This is a genomic window from Thermoactinomyces sp. DSM 45892 (assembly GCF_900107305.1).
Lineage (GTDB): Bacteria > Bacillota > Bacilli > Thermoactinomycetales > Thermoactinomycetaceae > Baia.
The window spans coordinates 110278-127142 of the sequence record NZ_FNPL01000002.1 but is presented as its reverse complement, the minus strand read 5'-3'; the positions used below and the strand labels follow the sequence as shown (position 1 = coordinate 127142).

The window sequence follows — 16865 nt, the reverse complement described above, 5'->3', positions numbered from 1 at the left end:
ATTAAAAATCTAAAAAACACCTATCCTATTCATTTTGACATATGATCACGCAAAAAATAAAGGGAAAAAGCAAAAATAATTAGGGTTACGTAATTGTATAAAGATACCTCTTACATATGGAAATCTTTTTAGGTTATGATAAAAAAGAATACATATAGAAGGGAATTTTTTTCATGACAGAGAAAACAGTTGTGATTCAGAATTCAACGGGATTACATGCACGTCCTGCAGCACTCCTGATCCAAAAAGCAGGTAGCTTTAAAAGCTCCATTAAAATAATCAAGGACGGACGAGAAGCCGATGCGAAAAGCTTACTAGGCGTTATGTCCTTAGCGATAAAAGGAAATGAGTCCATCACTCTTCGCGCTGAGGGAGAAGACGAGGCGGCTGCCATCGAAGCAATGACTCAATTTCTCGAGAGCCATCAAGAGTAACAAAGTAATTTGGAGGAAATGATCTTGGAACAAAACGGAAAAGGAATTGGCGCTGCTACCGGTTTAGCCATTGGTACAGCAGTCATTTGGAAGAAAGAAGAAGTGAGCGTCCAAGAACGGAGTATAACAGACCTCTCTTCCGAGTTACAACGTTTTAAGCAAGCCATTCAAACAACAAAAGAACAAGTACAAATTCTACGAAAACAAACAGCAGACAGGATGGGGGAATCCGAAGCTGCTATTTTTGATGCCCACTTGGCCTTCCTAGACGATCCAGGATTTATAGGCGAGATGGAACAACGCATCAACACACAAAAACAGGCAGCTGATTGGGCATGTCAGTCTGTAACAGGCGAATTTAGTTCCTTATTCTCCAATATGGAAGATGAATATATGCGAGCGAGAGCCGATGATATTCGTGATGTTGGGAATCGATTGTTACAAAACATTCTAGATAAGCCCCCTATAGACCTAGGCTTGTTACAACCTGAGAGTATTATTATTGCCGATGAACTGACTCCTTCTGAAACAGCACAATTCTCAGAAGCCATTATCGGCATGGTTACAGAGCGAGGTAGCAAGACGGCCCATGCGGCTATCATGGCTCGAACGCTTGGGATTCCAGCGGTACTCGGACTAGGAAGCTTTATTCAGCAAATCCACGATGGAGATACTGTCATTCTCGATGGAAGTTCCGGAGAAGTCATCGTAAACCCAAACGATCGATTACTCTCTCAGATTAAAGAAAAAATCGCACAACAAAACGAACTCCAAGCATCCGCCTTACAAGAAGCATCGGAAGATGCGTATACTTCTGATCGGAAACGTATCGAGGTACTAGCGAATATCGGGAGCCCTCAAGATGTACCAGATGCGTTAGCGAACCATGCAGAGGGCATCGGACTATTCCGTACAGAGTTTCTCTATTTAGAAAACACGAAGTGGCCTACAGAGGAAGAACAGTACACCTCTTATAAACAAGTATTGGAAGCATTTCCATCAAAGCCTGTTATCATCCGAACCTTAGATATTGGTGGAGACAAACATTTACCTTATGCGGAACTACCGAAAGAGGAAAATCCATTCCTCGGTCTGCGTGCCGTTCGTTACTGTCTCACCAATCCTGACGTCTTTAAGACACAACTCCGCGCACTTCTCCGGGCTAGTGTACATGGGACACTCTGGATCATGTTCCCGATGATCGGGAGCGTGTCAGAAATTCTACAGGTAAAGCAGATTCTAGAGGAATGCAAACAAGAATTAACAACGAAAAAAATCCCTTACTCGAATCAAATCAAAGTAGGGATTATGGTGGAGATTCCGGCCGCGGCTATCCACGCTGATGAACTGGCTAAGGAAGTTGATTTCATGAGTATCGGTACTAATGACCTTACTCAATACACACTGGCAGCAGATCGCGGAAACGAACAAGTGGCACAGCTTTATGATCCGACTCATCCAGCTGTGCTAAAACTAGTTAAAATGACTTGCGATGCCTGCCACCGAGCTGGAATCCCAGCCGGGATGTGTGGGGAACTAGCGGGTGATACCAGCATGACCGAGATCTTAGTCGGTCTCGGCTTGAACGAACTTTCTATGAGTGCAAAAGCCATCCCGCAAGTAAAACAACAGATTCGCAAGATTGAATCTGCGGAGGCATCCAGCTTAGCACTAGAAGCACTCCACAAAAGATAAAAGAAGATAACGATTCATCATTAGGAATGAATGAAAACAAAACATATAATAACCCCCCTCTCTAACGATGGTAGAGAGGGGGGTTTGTATTCATCTAGTCAGTTTTAGACGGCCGCTAATTTCTTTGAACCAACGTGCTCTGGTTGTACAACCTCAATGGGTCCATCCCCGCGTCTGAGGACTTTGGAAACTGCTTGGGTTGGTTGTAACGCTTCAAGCATGTACTCAATAGCAACCATGGGATCAACCGTATGACCACAAGTATAGCAATCTAGTGCGGCAAAACCTTTTTCTGGGTAAGTATGAATCGAGAGATGACTCTCCGATAACATAACAAGTACCGTCGCACCTTGGGGATCAAATTGTTGAGATTGAACGGACAAGATAGTCGCACCACACTCAACAGCTGCCTGCTCCATCTTTTCGCGTAAAAATTCCGCGTCGTTCAAAAGATCAAAATTTACACCCCATGCGTCCATGGCTACATGCCTTCCGAAAGTAGAAAATTCCATCTCTTTCGGCCCCCTTCCTAGCAAAAAGTTGGTGTGAGCCAAATTCCGCTAGGATCAGCTTGTTCACCACAGGGGGAGGTTAGTCCAGTGAGGTCCCAACCCTTTAAGTGAATCTGGATCCTACTAGCTCAGTTCATATCACGAGATATAACATATCACATTATATCTAGTACATCAACAAATAATTTTTGTAGACTGATTCGAAGCATGACACTCTTTTCTACCACTACATACCCATGATGTTATATCCACTATCTACGTGAATCACTTCACCCGTAATCCCACGAGACATATGGCTTAATAAGAACACCGTCGTATCCGCCACTTCTTCTGGATCTGTCCCACGACGAAGCGGTGAACGCTCTTCGATGACGGACAACATTGAGTTAAAGTCTTTTACACCTTTGGCAGCTAATGTACGAATCGGGCCTGCTGAGATCGCATTCACACGGATGTTAGAAGGACCTAGATCATGTGCTAGATACTTGACCGAAGTCTCTAATGCGGCTTTTGCAACTCCCATCACGTTATAGTTAGGAATCACTCTTTCTGATCCCATATAGGTCATCGTTACAATGCTACCACCTGCTGTTAAATACTTGCTCGCTTCACGACTAACAGCGACAAGCGAATAGGCACTAATATCTTGCGCCAACGCATATCCATCACGAGAAGTATTTACATAAGCGTCGCTCAGATCTTCTGCTTTGGCAAATCCAATACTATGTACCACACCATCTAATGATCCCCATACTTGATTGATCTGTTCAAATGCTGTTTCGATTTGCATATCATCTGTAACATCACACTCAACCATTAAGGAACCGGGCATTTCCGCATCTACTAATTGTCCTACTGACTTCTGAAGACGCTCTCCTTGATAGGTAAAAGCTAATTTTACACCTTGTTGATGCAACGCTTTGGCAATCGTCCAAGCAATACTACGCTTATTGGCAACTCCCATGATGACAACTTTCTTATCTTTCATCTTCATGTATTTACACCTCTTACGGGTCAGATTATAAGATCAACTATTAGTACCAGATACTAAAATCGTAATCAAAAATGGGTTTCCTGTCAATATCAACAAATCTGAGAAATCTTTTTCACCATCCCGCTTTGGGATGCCTCTGTAACGAAATATCATGAATTTGTAATAAGTTACTACTTTCGGTAACCTCTTCTAACTCTTTAGAAGTAATAAAAAACGAAAACAGTTCATAAGAACGCTCATCTCGTAGCAACATCCCAGCATGTTCTTTTGGGAAGGCAATCGCGTACTCCTGTCCACTTAGACATTGAAAGCAAAAAAGATAAGCATCTTGTTCACGGTCAAACATCCAAACAAACCGAGTCGCTTCATCATTCGATTCTATCACTTCCTGCCATTCTGGAATCGATAAAAACAAAACAGGCTTTTCTAAATAAGTAGCCCACACACCATCCTCTGGAATGGATGCTTTTTGAATCCGGGGTAAATAACGTTCACCTTTCATCTTTTTTCCTCTTTCTAGCTTTTTTCATCTGGTAGCATTATTATACATTAAACCCTACTTCAATTGATTAAATACATAAAGTTCCGCCTATAATAGATGGAAGGAGGTGGAAATAATGTACTATGTAATACGCGATTCCGAAAAATTACCCCCTTCCATCATTCACGAAGATCATTACTTCGCTTGGTATAATCCCATGAAGAAAGACCATCGTGTTGAGTTTCGTGGGACTATGAATCAATGCTATGACTTCATGGCTACTTGTCCCACCCAAGTTCGTAGTCAATCGTTATAATTCACAGAAAAAAAGCCGAAGGAGTGAACCCTCTCGGCTTATTTTTGCTCTGCTCTTTTCTTACGCACAGGTGGTAAGATACGGTTAATCTTCACCTTACGAGTTGTATCCCATGTGTTCGGATCATTTTCGTCAAACTGATCTAAAAACGTGACTACCTCGCGAGTAATAGGTGTTGGTGTTGAAGCACCTGATGTAACAGCAACTTTCTTTTTTCCTTTTAACCAATCTAGTTGGATCTCAGATACATCCGAAATTCGATATGCTTCTACCGAGGCTATCTCTTCAGATACCTGTGCTAAGCGGTTAGAGTTATTACTACGAGGATCCCCCACTACTAGCAATAGATCCGCACCAGGTACATGATGGGCTACCGCCTCTTGCCTAACTTGCGTAGCTAGACATATCTCATTATGAACTTCAACCGTAGGAAACTTCTCGATAACTCGATCCATCAAATGTTTGATATCCCACTGACTCATTGTGGTTTGATTCGTCACGATCAGGCGGTCTGTATCTACTTCTAATTCATCTAGATCCTTTTGATTTTCAATCAAGTGAACACTTTCTGGAGCAATCCCGATTGCACCCTCTGGTTCAGGATGCGCTTGTTTTCCTATATAAATGATTTCATAACCCTCAGCTACTTTTTCACGAATCAAATCATGTGTCCTTGTCACATCAGGACAAGTGGCATCGATCACATATAACCCACGTTCCACAGCACGTTTTCTCACCTCAGGAGAAACCCCGTGTGCAGTAAAAATAACCGTTCCCTCTGTAATCTCTTCTAGTAGATCCAAGCGATTATTACCATCTAATGTGATAATCCCTTCTTCTTCAAATGCATCCACCACATGACTATTATGAACGATCATCCCTAAAATGTAGATTGGTCTCGGTATATCTTTATTCATGGCCGCTTCACGAGCTAATACCATAGCATCTACAACACCATAGCAGTATCCGCGAGGCGTTATTTTCAACACTTCCATATCAAATCTCCCTCCCCATTTACAGGGCTAATAGATCCATTATACCGCATGTTAAAAACTTGACCAAGTTTCTCAAAAGATAGGCTAGTCTCCACGGTACACTTGCACCATTTCACGAATAGGATGGATTGTCAACTAAAGGAAAGGAATGTGATGGCTGTGGAACAAAGACCTATGCCTACACCAGTACCAATGCCAATGCCACCCATGCCAATGCCACCAAAAAAACCTATGCCTGCACCAATGCCTCCAGCATATCATCCACCTTCATATCATCATGGTGTACCTTGTATCCCCTGTGACCTAAATATGCTAACTCAAATGTACCAGCATATGAAAAGATGTCACCGCTATGAAGAAGAGATGATGAAAAAGTTAATGAGAATGTGCAAGAAACATAAATATAGACGTGGTTGCGATCCATGTGAGTCTTCTTACGGACGGGATCGGTATTGCGAATCCTCATACCGACACGATTATTGTGAATCCTCTCATCATCGTCATCGTCGCGGGGATTGTGAATCTTCCTATCATCGCCGTAGAGATTGCTACGAATCTTCTGACTGCCGTCCAAAAAAACCATGTAGTGATTGCTAGTATCAAGGGGCTCTCTCCTATAGAGGGCCTTTTTTCCATTTTCGAAGTCAAAATAAAAAGCCTCCATACATGTACGGGGCTTCACATCAAAGTGTAGTATTTTATAAATAGGCGGCACTTAGTTATGTTCTTTCGATTTCATACGTTCACGAATATATAACGTTGCTAAAACCAGCGAGATCCCCATAGAAAACAAAAGTAGAGCGGCAGAATCCAATAAGCTCTGGTTCATCTCTTTGAAACCTCCCAATTATCTACATATACTATACGAATCTCCCGACGCAACGATTTTAACTAAATATAACTCCGCTCACAATCAAACTTTTTAATCCCTATATAACATATGCCCAAATAAACAATTCGTTCTGTCCAAGTCAGCCCATTTCAATTCATAGTAATTTCATCGGAAAAATTGACTTTTCTTTATAATCGGGTTAAAGTTATAGCTAGTACAACATCATAATAGATAAAGTTGAGGTGCTCCCATTGATTTTAGAAAGAGCAAAGTTCATTCATAAGTTTGTACAATCCCCTCGGGAAATCGGTAGCATCACCCCTAGTTCCCGCTTTTTAGCCCATGCGATGCTAAAAGACATTCCTTGGAACCAAATGAAAACAATCGTCGAATTAGGTGCAGGAACAGGAGTTTTTACCCGAGAAATAGCTAAAAAAGTATCATTACCTACCCAAACACTGATCTTCGAACAAGATGATGATTTACGTAAAGACTTAGAAGGACAAATCCCTCAATTTACCTATCTAAAAAAAGCCGAAGAACTGAATCATACACTTAAACAACTTCATATTCCAAATGTAGATGCCATTATCTCAGGATTGCCATTTTCAAATTTCTCCCAATCTTTCACCCAAGAAATCCTTGACCAAGTCCAATCCTCTTTATCGGAAAATGGTTCTTTTATTACATATCAGTACTCTTTACATCTACGCAAAGAATTGAAAAACAGATTTAAAAACGTCCAAATTGATTTTGTTCCTTGGAATTTACCTCCAACTTTCGTCTACATATGCACCCATTAAAAACGAGTGAAGACTACTGCTAAATCAGTAGATCCACTCGTTTTTATTGTTTACCATACATCAAACAATGCCTGCTTCTGATCAACTTTTCGCTGAGCTTGGTACATCTGATCAATCGCTTCTTGGAACCTTTTCTTATCGCCAATGGAATCATAACAACTCGCTAACTCATAGCAGGCTAGAAATTGTTTTTGGGAATAATCATGTTGTTCAGCAATTTGAGCTGCTTGTATTAGGTAGTGTACACCTTCCTCCTGCTGCCCCATCGTTTTCATAAGACGCCCCATGATAATGAGCGCATTACTCAGTTTGAGGGCATCATTTAACTTCTCCGCCCAAGAAATAGCTTGTTGCAAAATTCTCTTTGACTCGTCGCTTTTTCCTTGCAGTAAGTAGAGATTCCCTAAGGAACAGTAGGCTCGTACTAATTCTTGCTTTTGTGCAACACGACTTTCCAAATCTAAAATGTACGAAAAGCACGTCTCCGCATCATTCAAATTGTTTTGCTCTACGTAGATGGTTCCTAAGATCGTCCAAATCTGGAACATCTCATTATAGAAAGAACTCGTAGTAGCAATTTGAATGCCCTCTCGTGCATAGCGAATCGCATCTGAATATAGTTTCATTCGACGATATAAATCAGCTCGTAGCGCGTACATAGGGAGGATAATTTCTGTCTTCCGAACAATCGGCAGGTACACCCATAACTCATCTAACCGCTTTAATGCCTCATCGGTTTTCCCTAGTTTCTCTAGGTATATAACTCGATTCGTCATCAGTACATACTTGATTTGCTCTGGATCGACCAATTCTTCACGATAAACATCAAGACCTCTTTCCGCATAGATCAACGCTTGCTGTAAATCATTTTGGATGTACTGTAAGTAAGCTAGATAGTTAAAGTTGATTGCTTCCAGATTATTTTTCACTTCATTTTCCTGAGAAATAAAGCGGTTAGAGTCGATTAGCTCCCGCTCTGCCTTCTTCCACTCGTTCGTTTTCAGAAAATAACGTCCACGTAGAGAGTGAAACATAGATGCATACTCTTCTCGGGTCGCATCTGAGATGTTACATAGCTTCTTATAAGCTTTTTCATGCTCATCCATCCGAATCATGCTCTCGATCGCCATAAGCTTCAATTGCATGGTCTCCATATTTTCTGTATCTCGCATCAACATACTTGGTAAATCGTTAGCATTTAACCCCAGTTTTTGCATTAGATAATAAACTTTCTCTTTGTTGACATGGGGCACACCGCGTTCAATGTTACTAATCGTAGCAGTTGAGATTTGTTCATCAGAAAGGTCTTCCAGACGTAGGCTACGCTCCTTTCTAACTTTACGTATAAATTTACCAATTTCACTAATTTCGAAAACACTCATATTAAGCCGCCCTTTCCTTCTAAACCTTATTCTCTCCCTATAGTGTAATCGATTTCACTTCTATTAGAAAGATTCAGATCACATCTGACATCCAAAATTAGGATTGAATCTTACGGATTACAGGTGAAGTAGAATAGAGATTGTAATCTTTTTGTTTTGAAGAATATTATATTACAATTGGTTTGTAAGATAATATCTATTTTTGTCAAATCACTACTAAATAGTTTCGGAAAAAAGAATCAAAAACCTTCTGAAAAGTAAAAAATAATTTTGATGAAATAAAAAAAGTGCATAATCTGCACCATTTATCTATCATATTCTAATGTATCTTCTACCATTATTACTTGCAGATCAGGGGATTCACTCACTTTTCCCAAAGCAAAGATGGTATAGTCCTTTCCCGACTTAAGAGTTATATTCGGAACCGTAAATTCTGCTTGCTTCCCACCTGCAGGCCGGATCTCCCATGTGTAGATTCCTGGATTCAGGGTGATAAACCGTGCATCACTAAAATCCACATCTGAAAAGAGGACATTTCCTCCTTTTACTGCAATATCAACCCGTTTCATATCGGGAGATACGTGAATGAGACGCACCTTGGATCTTCTGGGAACTTTCCGTAAATCATCCTCATAAGAAAGTAGCTCGATCCCCACATCCGCCCCTGCATCGGCCGTATTTACAGTATAGGCTCTCCGACTTCGTATCGTAACAAATTGGGAAAGGATTGCCTCATCCTGTCGTCCAGCTGGAAATATCTCCATCTGGTATTCCCCCGGCGGAAGAAAGAAGTATTCTGTAATACCACTATAGGGCAAGTTGCGCACAACTGTTTTTTGATTTACATACACATCTACTGAAGCGGATCCATACGTAGATGCATGTAAAACCCTCATAGATCCCAAATCATTTGATGAATTTGAGCCTACTTGATACATAGATTCCTGCTGCACTCTCTCATAATGACTTACAAACGGCTCCAGATATTTTAGATACTCCCCATGGTATCTTATATGCTTGGATTCATCTCGATCATGATAATAATCAGCTAACAGCTTATTCCGAATGGCTTTGCCAAAGAACTTTTTCCAAGACAAAATAATAGCCTCCCCTAGCATAGGTACTTACTATTAGCCTATGCCATGAGGAATCGATTCTACACTGTTTTATTTATCTAACGATCATGTACTAAGAGAAGACGATCCCCTTGTTCGACATCTCCCAAATAAAAAACAGTCACTACATCCTTCGAAAATAAAGGGAGGATAATACTCTCATGATCGGTATTCATCATCCCGGTAACCTGCACTTTCAGTTCCAATCGTTTAGGATGAATCGGTACATAAGGTGTCAAATGGGTAAAGGGGATATTATTGAAAATGACTCGATTGTTTGCCACTAGATCTACATTCGAGCCTTGTGAATGGAGATGTACAAATCGAATTTGTCCCATCTCTTCTTCCTGATTTTCTGCATGATCGGGAATGGTTATTAATTTAGGATTCTTTTTCGATACATCCTCTGAATCGATGAGAGCAAGCGTGCAAAGTCTCCCATTCCGAACAGATAATATTTGTGATACAACCGTGCCTTCCGTTTGATTTCGGGTCATTTGTAAATAACTATCTCCACTGTGTATACTGACATAGTTTGTCATAGCTCCGTATGGGAGTCGACGAACCATTCGCTTTCCATCCAGATATACATCCATATCTTCCTGCCATCTTGTAGCAGCGTGTAGAATCCTGACCCCGGCAATACCAGCAAGGGGCTTTGAAGCACTCCTGGAGGATGGGCTCTTTGATATTTGTTTCCCATTACTACTTCGGCTGTACCTCTTCTTCTTTCCCATTTAAATCCCTCCATTCTCTCTTCATTTTCCTTTCTTTAAAATATGCAAGAAATAAGGAACCGTGAGCCAATCAGCATAGAAAAAGCGATCCTTTTCTACAAGAAAGGGCTCGCTTACTCTTTTGCACAAATATGATGGTACAAAACCCTGCGGGAGTAAAACCGAATAAACGGGAATCCCCAATTCTCATGTACATTTTCTTTTAGTAGCTGACAATTTTCATTGTAAAAGGCAAACCCCAAGACAGGTTCTACGTAACATTCGCGAAGATATTTATGCAAGTTAATCATATAATGCATTTTTTTTAGTCTATTTTGCTTCATTTGATTCCACACACTGGTTGCCGAGAGAAATGACTCGATATTAGCTTTACATTCCACCATCTCCATCGGCAGATGATCCTGTTCATGAAATACTATATCCATCCTGCACTCGTACCCGCCAATCATCTCTCCATCATCATAAATCAGTGGCTCACGATACATCTCTTTGTAGGAAATGGTTGGATGTATAGGTCCATATTCTTCGATAATCGCCTCTAAAAATACAGACCGGATCTGTTGGAAATCAGGCTGCCTATAGATTGCCTTTAGCATCTTCAGCAGCCTTTTACGAGTCTTGAGCCGAATACGAAACCCAGGCTGCTTAATCATTAGCTCAAGCTCTTCATCAAATCCTTCTTTATATGCTTCCTTGTCTGTTTTATATCGATCAAAAATCCGCGCCACTGTCCGAAATACATCGGGTTCTTGTTTCACCAAACGAACTAATTCATGTACAGTGGTAAGCTCTGAAGGCTCTTTTGTCTGTTGGAAGGAAAGTGGCATAAGCTTATCCTCCATATACGACTTTTTGATAAGGTGGCAAAAGCAATGGCCGATAACCCATTCGTACTGTCATATTACTCAGTAACTCCCTCGCATACGCCCATGCATCGGGGGCTACAATTTGAGAACCTATCTCTAGAAGTTCAGCCTCTGGGATCGTCTCAGCAAGCTCTTTATAGTAAACGATGTCAATCTCCAGCTCAATGGTAAACGTCCGATCTTCTTCTAATATCTCAGCTGGATCTTCTCTCTTCTCCCCCTCATAGGTTAAAACAGAAAGAGAGAATAAAAACGAGATATCCATTCCCGTTTGTCTTAGCAGTTTCGTCGAGTAGTTAAGTAAAATGTGCTTTTCGATATCCAGTTCATATTCTTTCCATTTCTTGCAATGTAACGTTCGGACACTAACTTGTTCTAAATCCCAACGTTCCAACCAATCAAATTGATTCGTCTGGTTCATCCTCGTGCTCCTCCTTTTGTGGTTTCTCGTAATTTGGCAGAGAAAGCGCCATTTGAGCAACCATGATCGGTTCAGGTTGATACGCATTACGAATCTCATCATGAAACCGATCGATTTGCAAATCCTCTTCTAGATCAAAGGGAAGTTCACGCAAATGGTTTAACACGATCTCAAGGTCATGTAGGTCGGATTGAGGATGAATTCTACAAAAGGTGCGCTCTGTAATCCGCAGATGGTAAAAAGCTATTTCGACCAGTAACTGTACATCATCGGCTGGCTTAGTCTGCCAGCGGGATGGATGAAGGAAAGAATTTAATTGTTGATATCCCTCTTGCTGTAACCAGCTTTTTGTTAGGGCGAGATGTTCCTGAATCAGATTCATTCCCTCTTGATGCTTCTGTTTATCTACTAACCATTCTAATTGCCTGATTGCAAATGGAATGGAGAGAAATAAGGTTTGAAGATACGCCACGTACTTAATCGAGCTAGGAAGTTGTATTACAGTTTGGTTCGTAAGATTCGTACAGGAATCATAGAGAAGGGAGTTTCGACTCCTCATAAGACCTCTTTGCATCTGATAGACCCCTTTTTGTACATCCAAACAAACCACTTCCTTTCTATCCAACACAGTATATTCAGCCTTTATTTGTTTGAATATACTGATGCCTAGTGAAGAAAAGTTTTATGAGACGGAGCCACTGAAAAAAGAGCAACCCCTAAAGGAGCCACTCTTAATCAAAGCGAATTTCTATTTATCAATATATACAGAACGGACTAAGGTGCGTGTGTATTCATGTCCGTTATTAGTCCCCTTTAGATCAATGGTAACATTGTAGGTACCCGATGTAGGCACTTTGGGTAGCCATCCTTCGAGAGAATCGTTGGTTAGCTTACGTGTTTGTTTCGTTTCAGAGATTAGCTTTCCTTTTTCGTCGACTACCCGAATCATCATTTCCACTTCTTTGTTCAAATCATCATTTTCTCGTTTCATGAAAAAATTTGCTTTGTCTTGTTTTACTTTTCCTGGCATTGCTAAAGAAAAAGGTGTCTTTTCATCAAATGTGCCAATAAATAAGTATGCATCTTCTTGCTTTACATTTTTAAATTGAACTTTCCATTTGCCCACTTCCATCCCTTTGAGTTGGAACGTTTGTACATATGCTCCGCGGAAGGCATCTTGATCTTTGCTAGTGATCACTTTGCTATTCTCCTTGGAGAAGACCTTCCCTGACGGTGAGATAAGCTTGACTTCCGTCTTATTGGTTGCAGTTAACACCGATAAAGTAGCATTGGTCAATCGATCCACATCAAAACTTTTCTCACTTACACTATTTTGTGTAAGCGGACCACCAACAATCACTTGGTTGTTAGCGCTTTCAATTTTTTCAATTTCATTATTATTTGAAATATTAACAGCAGGTTTGGTAACGGAGAAGGTAGATGTACGTAGGTACGGCTCAATCCGCGGAAACACACGTGATCCTATTCGTATATTATCATGATCTAAACTGCCATCCGTAAATAGATGCACTCCATATCTTAACTTAGTGCTCCATTCGTTTACAAGACCGTCATTCGAGCCATACGAGGATAAGTACAAGCCACCCGTTGCCAAAGCTGAAAATGCTGGACCCCAGCTCGTGCCCGCGACCGAATAATATTTGTTTTTGGATACGTTTGGGTTAGAGTCTGTAGCCGAACGGAAATTTGCCATCTGACCCGTTTGTAAGGAGTATGTTCCATCGTCCTTCTGCCCTAATAGAGATGCTAACCAACCAGCCCACCAACTATACGAAAGATCCGCTAGATGTGATCCATAATGCGGGGAACCGAGGTTCACTACCTTACCTACATATTGGTGTGCTCCATAGTGAACGAGTGCAGCTTGTGTATCTGGACCTCCTTTACTGTGAGCAATGATATTAACCTTCTTTCCAAAACGATTATAGATCTGACTTAGCATAGAAGCGAGTAGTCGGCCATTATCATACTGAGATTTGGATCCCTGTCTAGCCGCATCGTATAGCTGAACAAATACAGTTTGATATCCTTTTTTGAAAGCGCTTTCATACATGTCATTAGCACCATAGTAGACCGTATCAGTATACCAATCATTCGCCGCACCATTCTTCCCTTGTACAAACACAATGGGTGGTTTATTCGGATCATAATTAGGTGGCTGAGCACCTAAAAACCAAGTACCCGGAGTAAATGACTCACTCGGCGGGAACAACTTCCCTGCGTATACCTCAGTCGGGAAAGCACTCATCGGCACAAACGAAAATAAAGCAACTACCACTACCAACATCACAGCTGTCAAACGACGAAATCTCATCAAACAAACAGCTCCTCTCGTAGGCATCTATTATCAAAATACATTTTGTCACTCTATAATATTCGTTATATCTGCAAAAAAACCTTTTAGACAAAGGATTAAAAAAGAAATTTTTTTAATGTTCATATAATAATCAGTAGACATAAAAAGCTACCTTTCCTCAGTTAGATGATCCAACATCGGAAAGGTAGCTTTCACGGTTTATTAGGTATTCTCTGAATCGCCAACTTGATATCGATTCCGCCTCTTCCGTTCCCACCAAAAGTAACCGATTAAACTCAACAATGTTACGAAGGAAATTCCGGTACCGACAAGCAGATTGGGGGTAAAGTATGATAACTCCACTTTGTGTTCCCCTTTTGTAATCGGAACCCCAACAAAAGTGGAATTTACTTTCATCGTCTCTACTTCCTTACCATCCACCTTCGCCTTCCAACCCTTACTGTATGGGATTGATAAGTACAAGATCCCCTCCTTGTCTGCTTTGATATCACCTTTTACATGAGTGGAGTCAAAAGAAACATTTTGCAAGGATTGCTCCCTTTTCTGCTTAACGAGATCTGGATAGGGTTCAAGTGAATCAAATTGAAGGGATAGTTTGTTTAATTCGTAAGTGCCTTCGTTAAATGTTATGGTAATTAGATCCTTTTGATCGTAACCTGTATTCAGGACTACCTTTTCCTTAGGATAGTTGTACATATTGTCTTGCCCGAAATCCCAAAACATTTTACCATTTGCCCACATTCTAAACCTCTCAGGATCTTTGCGCTTGATCTCCATTTCCACCAAGGTTTCTCCCAGCTTCTTCGAAAATGGATTTGGTATCGTCAATGTTGCACCTACATCGGCTTTTAGAACATTACCAACTAAGGTAGCATTTGTAAGACTGAAACCTTGCGTCCTCGTCACTATATCTACATTGCTTATAACTTTTGCTTGTACATCCAGCTGATTGGTTTCAAAGACTGGAAGATTCACCTTAGAATGATCATCCACGACAACTGCATTTAGAAGTAACTGATCCCGCTGGGCAAAGTTTAACTTCTCAAATGTTTGCCTATCCACAACAGAATCATATAGAAATCCAATTGGGAGAGCAAAGTCATTTCGATAGATCTTAAATTTCTTTGTCTCTTTCATTAACGTATATCCATAAGGCTTCCAAGATTTCCATAAAGGATCCGTTGGAAAAAAATCCTCAAAATAAGCGTCCATCGATCTATCTTTTGAAACCACGTAATACTTATTCCCAAGCGCCGTCTCCAGATATAAACGATTATCTAGATTCGTAAACACGCTAGGTGTATTGTATTGACGCGTGTTGTAATCGTTTTTGAAAAATTTATGTACAGTTCCAGAGAGTAAGCTATTGTAAGTGCCAAACCCTCGATATCGATATACCATGGGAGCATTAAATTCAGGCATCCCCTCCCACATCGTACGGAAAAAAGTAGGATCTTCCTTCTCAAGCTCTTTGAACATCTCCACATCTTCTGGCTGATTATAAACCTTAAGATATGCTTGTTGCTCTTTTTTTAATTTAGGAGGATAGTTATGAAACTCAAACAACATCCAGTTGGTAAAAAGGATATTAAGCGTCAGCAAACCCACTAACAAAGTCGTGATAACCTTACGAGATAGCTTATTGATTAAGAGGAAACAGACTATGGAGAGAAGCCCCAGAACACCGATAACAAATTCTTGTCTACTATAACTATTATATGGCTCCTTTTCTAATGCATATACATAAGGTTTACATATCACCATTATGATCAATAACGCGGCCATCCCTATAAAATACAGCCTTGCTTTTCGATGTGGTTTCTCTAGCAAGTGGTCTAAGACAAATGCAGTAGTCTGAGCCATCACAAATAAAAATAGGTATAACCACCGGTATTGAATTCCAACCATTCCATTAAAGAAGGTATAAGTAAACGGCACCAATAGAAGTATAAAAAAGAATATTGTAAAAATCATACGTTGACGTATTTGCTTTTCTTTGATGAAAAATCCGTAAAAAATAAGCAACAATACAATAACAGGTAATACGATCGTAAATTCAGTTTGCTTCGGAAATAAGAAAAGCTGATATAACAGTTTTTGATAAAATGACCAATCAAAGAGAATAGGGATAGGGATATTATTGGGATAAAAGCGATCCACTTGTAAGTAAGCACTGATAACAGTCAAAAAGGAAAACGCACTCAATAATAGCCCAACAATATACCAACCTGTAATTTGGAGATAATACTTGATAAAATCGACAAACCGATATGTATCTCTACTTAAGAAATACTTAAGTGCTGCATATAAATACAGAAACACGGTACTACCAAACGCAAGATAGAAGTTCGAGGAAACAATCAGGAAGACAAGACCCACAAACATTCCCTTCTTCTGCTGATCAATCATCCTCTCAAAACCAAGAATGAGAAGGGGGAGCCACACCAAACCATCCGCCATAAAATCAAAGCGGAGTGAATTCCACATCAGATAAAGGGAACCACAATAAATCAAACTACCAACAATAGAACTAAACTTCGTTCGCTTATTGTAACGCAGTAAATGATACATAAAGATCATAGCCAAGGTTACTTTAAACAAACTAATGAAGATCCGGACTTGAAACGCATCTTGTATAGTGGCTATGTCTAGAGGCATCGTAAGCCAGAAAAATGGTGAGGTGGCAAAGTAATAGATAAACTCGCTAAACATATCTCCACCTAAACCATTGTTCCAAGACCACATAAAATTCCCTTGTGAGTATTCTTGATTTAAAAAGGGAAAGAAATGAGCAATCTGCTTTCTAGAATCGCAACAAGCCTCCGTAAAGTCCACGTTATAATAAAGAAAGTAACCATGTAGCCCAATAGAGATTAAGAGAAAAAAGAAATAAACACCAAGTATTCCCTTCCATTTCTTCTGATTCCGTTTCATATCATAGCAC

At 40.3% G+C, this 16865-nt stretch carries 17 protein-coding genes; 5 read left to right on the top strand and 12 right to left on the bottom strand.

Annotated features, from left to right (window positions below; genetic code table 11):
• Positions 1-173: 173 nt before the first annotated feature.
• Positions 174-434 carry an HPr family phosphocarrier protein gene (locus BLU58_RS02305; protein ID WP_093290623.1) on the top strand — a complete coding sequence of 87 codons (261 nt, stop codon included), beginning with the start codon at positions 174-176 and terminating at the stop codon, positions 432-434.
• Between the two features lie 24 nt (positions 435-458).
• A complete protein-coding gene (gene ptsP, locus BLU58_RS02300) occupies positions 459-2129 on the top strand; it encodes a phosphoenolpyruvate--protein phosphotransferase (protein WP_255404560.1) in 1671 nt (556 codons plus the stop codon).
• Positions 2130-2233: 104 nt separating this feature from the next.
• Here the strand turns inward: ptsP and speD are convergent, their stop codons facing one another.
• The 3 genes from speD to BLU58_RS02285 form a co-directional block, all read right to left on the bottom strand.
• On the bottom strand, positions 2234-2641 hold the full coding sequence (speD, locus tag BLU58_RS02295) for an adenosylmethionine decarboxylase (RefSeq protein WP_093290622.1): 408 nt from the start codon (positions 2639-2641) through the stop codon (positions 2234-2236).
• A 226-nt stretch (positions 2642-2867) separates the two neighbouring features.
• Entirely contained in the window at positions 2868-3635 is a 768-nt protein-coding gene (fabI, locus tag BLU58_RS02290; protein ID WP_093290621.1) for an enoyl-ACP reductase FabI, read from the bottom strand.
• 112 nt (positions 3636-3747) lie between these two features.
• Positions 3748-4137: a hypothetical protein gene (locus tag BLU58_RS02285; protein ID WP_093290620.1), complete on the bottom strand. Its 390-nt coding sequence runs from the start codon at positions 4135-4137 to the stop codon at positions 3748-3750.
• 115 nt (positions 4138-4252) lie between these two features.
• Between BLU58_RS02285 and BLU58_RS02280 the strand changes: the two genes are divergently transcribed.
• Complete coding sequence (locus BLU58_RS02280) at positions 4253-4432, top strand: hypothetical protein (RefSeq protein ID WP_093290619.1); 180 nt, start codon at positions 4253-4255, stop codon at positions 4430-4432.
• 38 nt (positions 4433-4470) lie between these two features.
• Here the strand turns inward: BLU58_RS02280 and BLU58_RS02275 are convergent, their stop codons facing one another.
• Positions 4471-5427: a 4-hydroxy-3-methylbut-2-enyl diphosphate reductase gene (locus tag BLU58_RS02275; RefSeq protein WP_093290618.1), complete on the bottom strand. Its 957-nt coding sequence runs from the start codon at positions 5425-5427 to the stop codon at positions 4471-4473.
• A gap of 424 nt (positions 5428-5851) precedes the next feature.
• Between BLU58_RS02275 and BLU58_RS16255 the strand changes: the two genes are divergently transcribed.
• A complete protein-coding gene (locus BLU58_RS16255; RefSeq protein WP_176786449.1) occupies positions 5852-6121 on the top strand; it encodes a hypothetical protein in 270 nt (89 codons plus the stop codon).
• A 389-nt stretch (positions 6122-6510) separates the two neighbouring features.
• Positions 6511-7062, top strand: a complete 552-nt coding sequence (locus tag BLU58_RS02265) for a class I SAM-dependent methyltransferase (RefSeq protein WP_093290616.1) — start codon at positions 6511-6513, stop codon at positions 7060-7062.
• 50 nt (positions 7063-7112) lie between these two features.
• Here BLU58_RS02265 and BLU58_RS02260 read toward each other — a convergent pair whose 3' ends face one another.
• From BLU58_RS02260 to BLU58_RS02225, 8 genes are all read right to left on the bottom strand, one after another.
• Positions 7113-8444 (bottom strand): helix-turn-helix domain-containing protein, encoded by a 1332-nt coding sequence (locus tag BLU58_RS02260; RefSeq protein WP_093290615.1) that lies wholly within the window; start codon positions 8442-8444, stop codon positions 7113-7115.
• 305 nt (positions 8445-8749) lie between these two features.
• Positions 8750-9541, bottom strand: a complete 792-nt coding sequence (locus BLU58_RS02255) for a DUF4397 domain-containing protein (protein WP_176786448.1) — start codon at positions 9539-9541, stop codon at positions 8750-8752.
• A gap of 77 nt (positions 9542-9618) precedes the next feature.
• The gene (locus BLU58_RS02250) at positions 9619-10296 is read right to left on the bottom strand and encodes a DUF4397 domain-containing protein (protein WP_093290613.1); all 678 of its coding nucleotides are present in this window, start codon (positions 10294-10296) and stop codon (positions 9619-9621) included.
• A gap of 113 nt (positions 10297-10409) precedes the next feature.
• On the bottom strand, positions 10410-11123 hold the full coding sequence (locus BLU58_RS02245) for a hypothetical protein (RefSeq protein WP_093290612.1): 714 nt from the start codon (positions 11121-11123) through the stop codon (positions 10410-10412).
• 4 nt (positions 11124-11127) lie between these two features.
• Entirely contained in the window at positions 11128-11583 is a 456-nt protein-coding gene (locus BLU58_RS02240) for a hypothetical protein (protein ID WP_093290611.1), read from the bottom strand.
• Complete coding sequence (locus BLU58_RS02235) at positions 11561-12184, bottom strand: hypothetical protein (RefSeq protein ID WP_093290610.1); 624 nt, start codon at positions 12182-12184, stop codon at positions 11561-11563. Before BLU58_RS02235 ends, BLU58_RS02240 begins: the two co-directional genes overlap by 23 nt.
• Before the next feature lie 147 nt (positions 12185-12331).
• Positions 12332-13918 carry an esterase/lipase family protein gene (locus tag BLU58_RS02230; protein ID WP_093290609.1) on the bottom strand — a complete coding sequence of 529 codons (1587 nt, stop codon included), beginning with the start codon at positions 13916-13918 and terminating at the stop codon, positions 12332-12334.
• Positions 13919-14122: 204 nt separating this feature from the next.
• Positions 14123-16855: a YfhO family protein gene (locus tag BLU58_RS02225; protein ID WP_093290608.1), complete on the bottom strand. Its 2733-nt coding sequence runs from the start codon at positions 16853-16855 to the stop codon at positions 14123-14125.
• Positions 16856-16865: the final 10 nt, after the last annotated feature.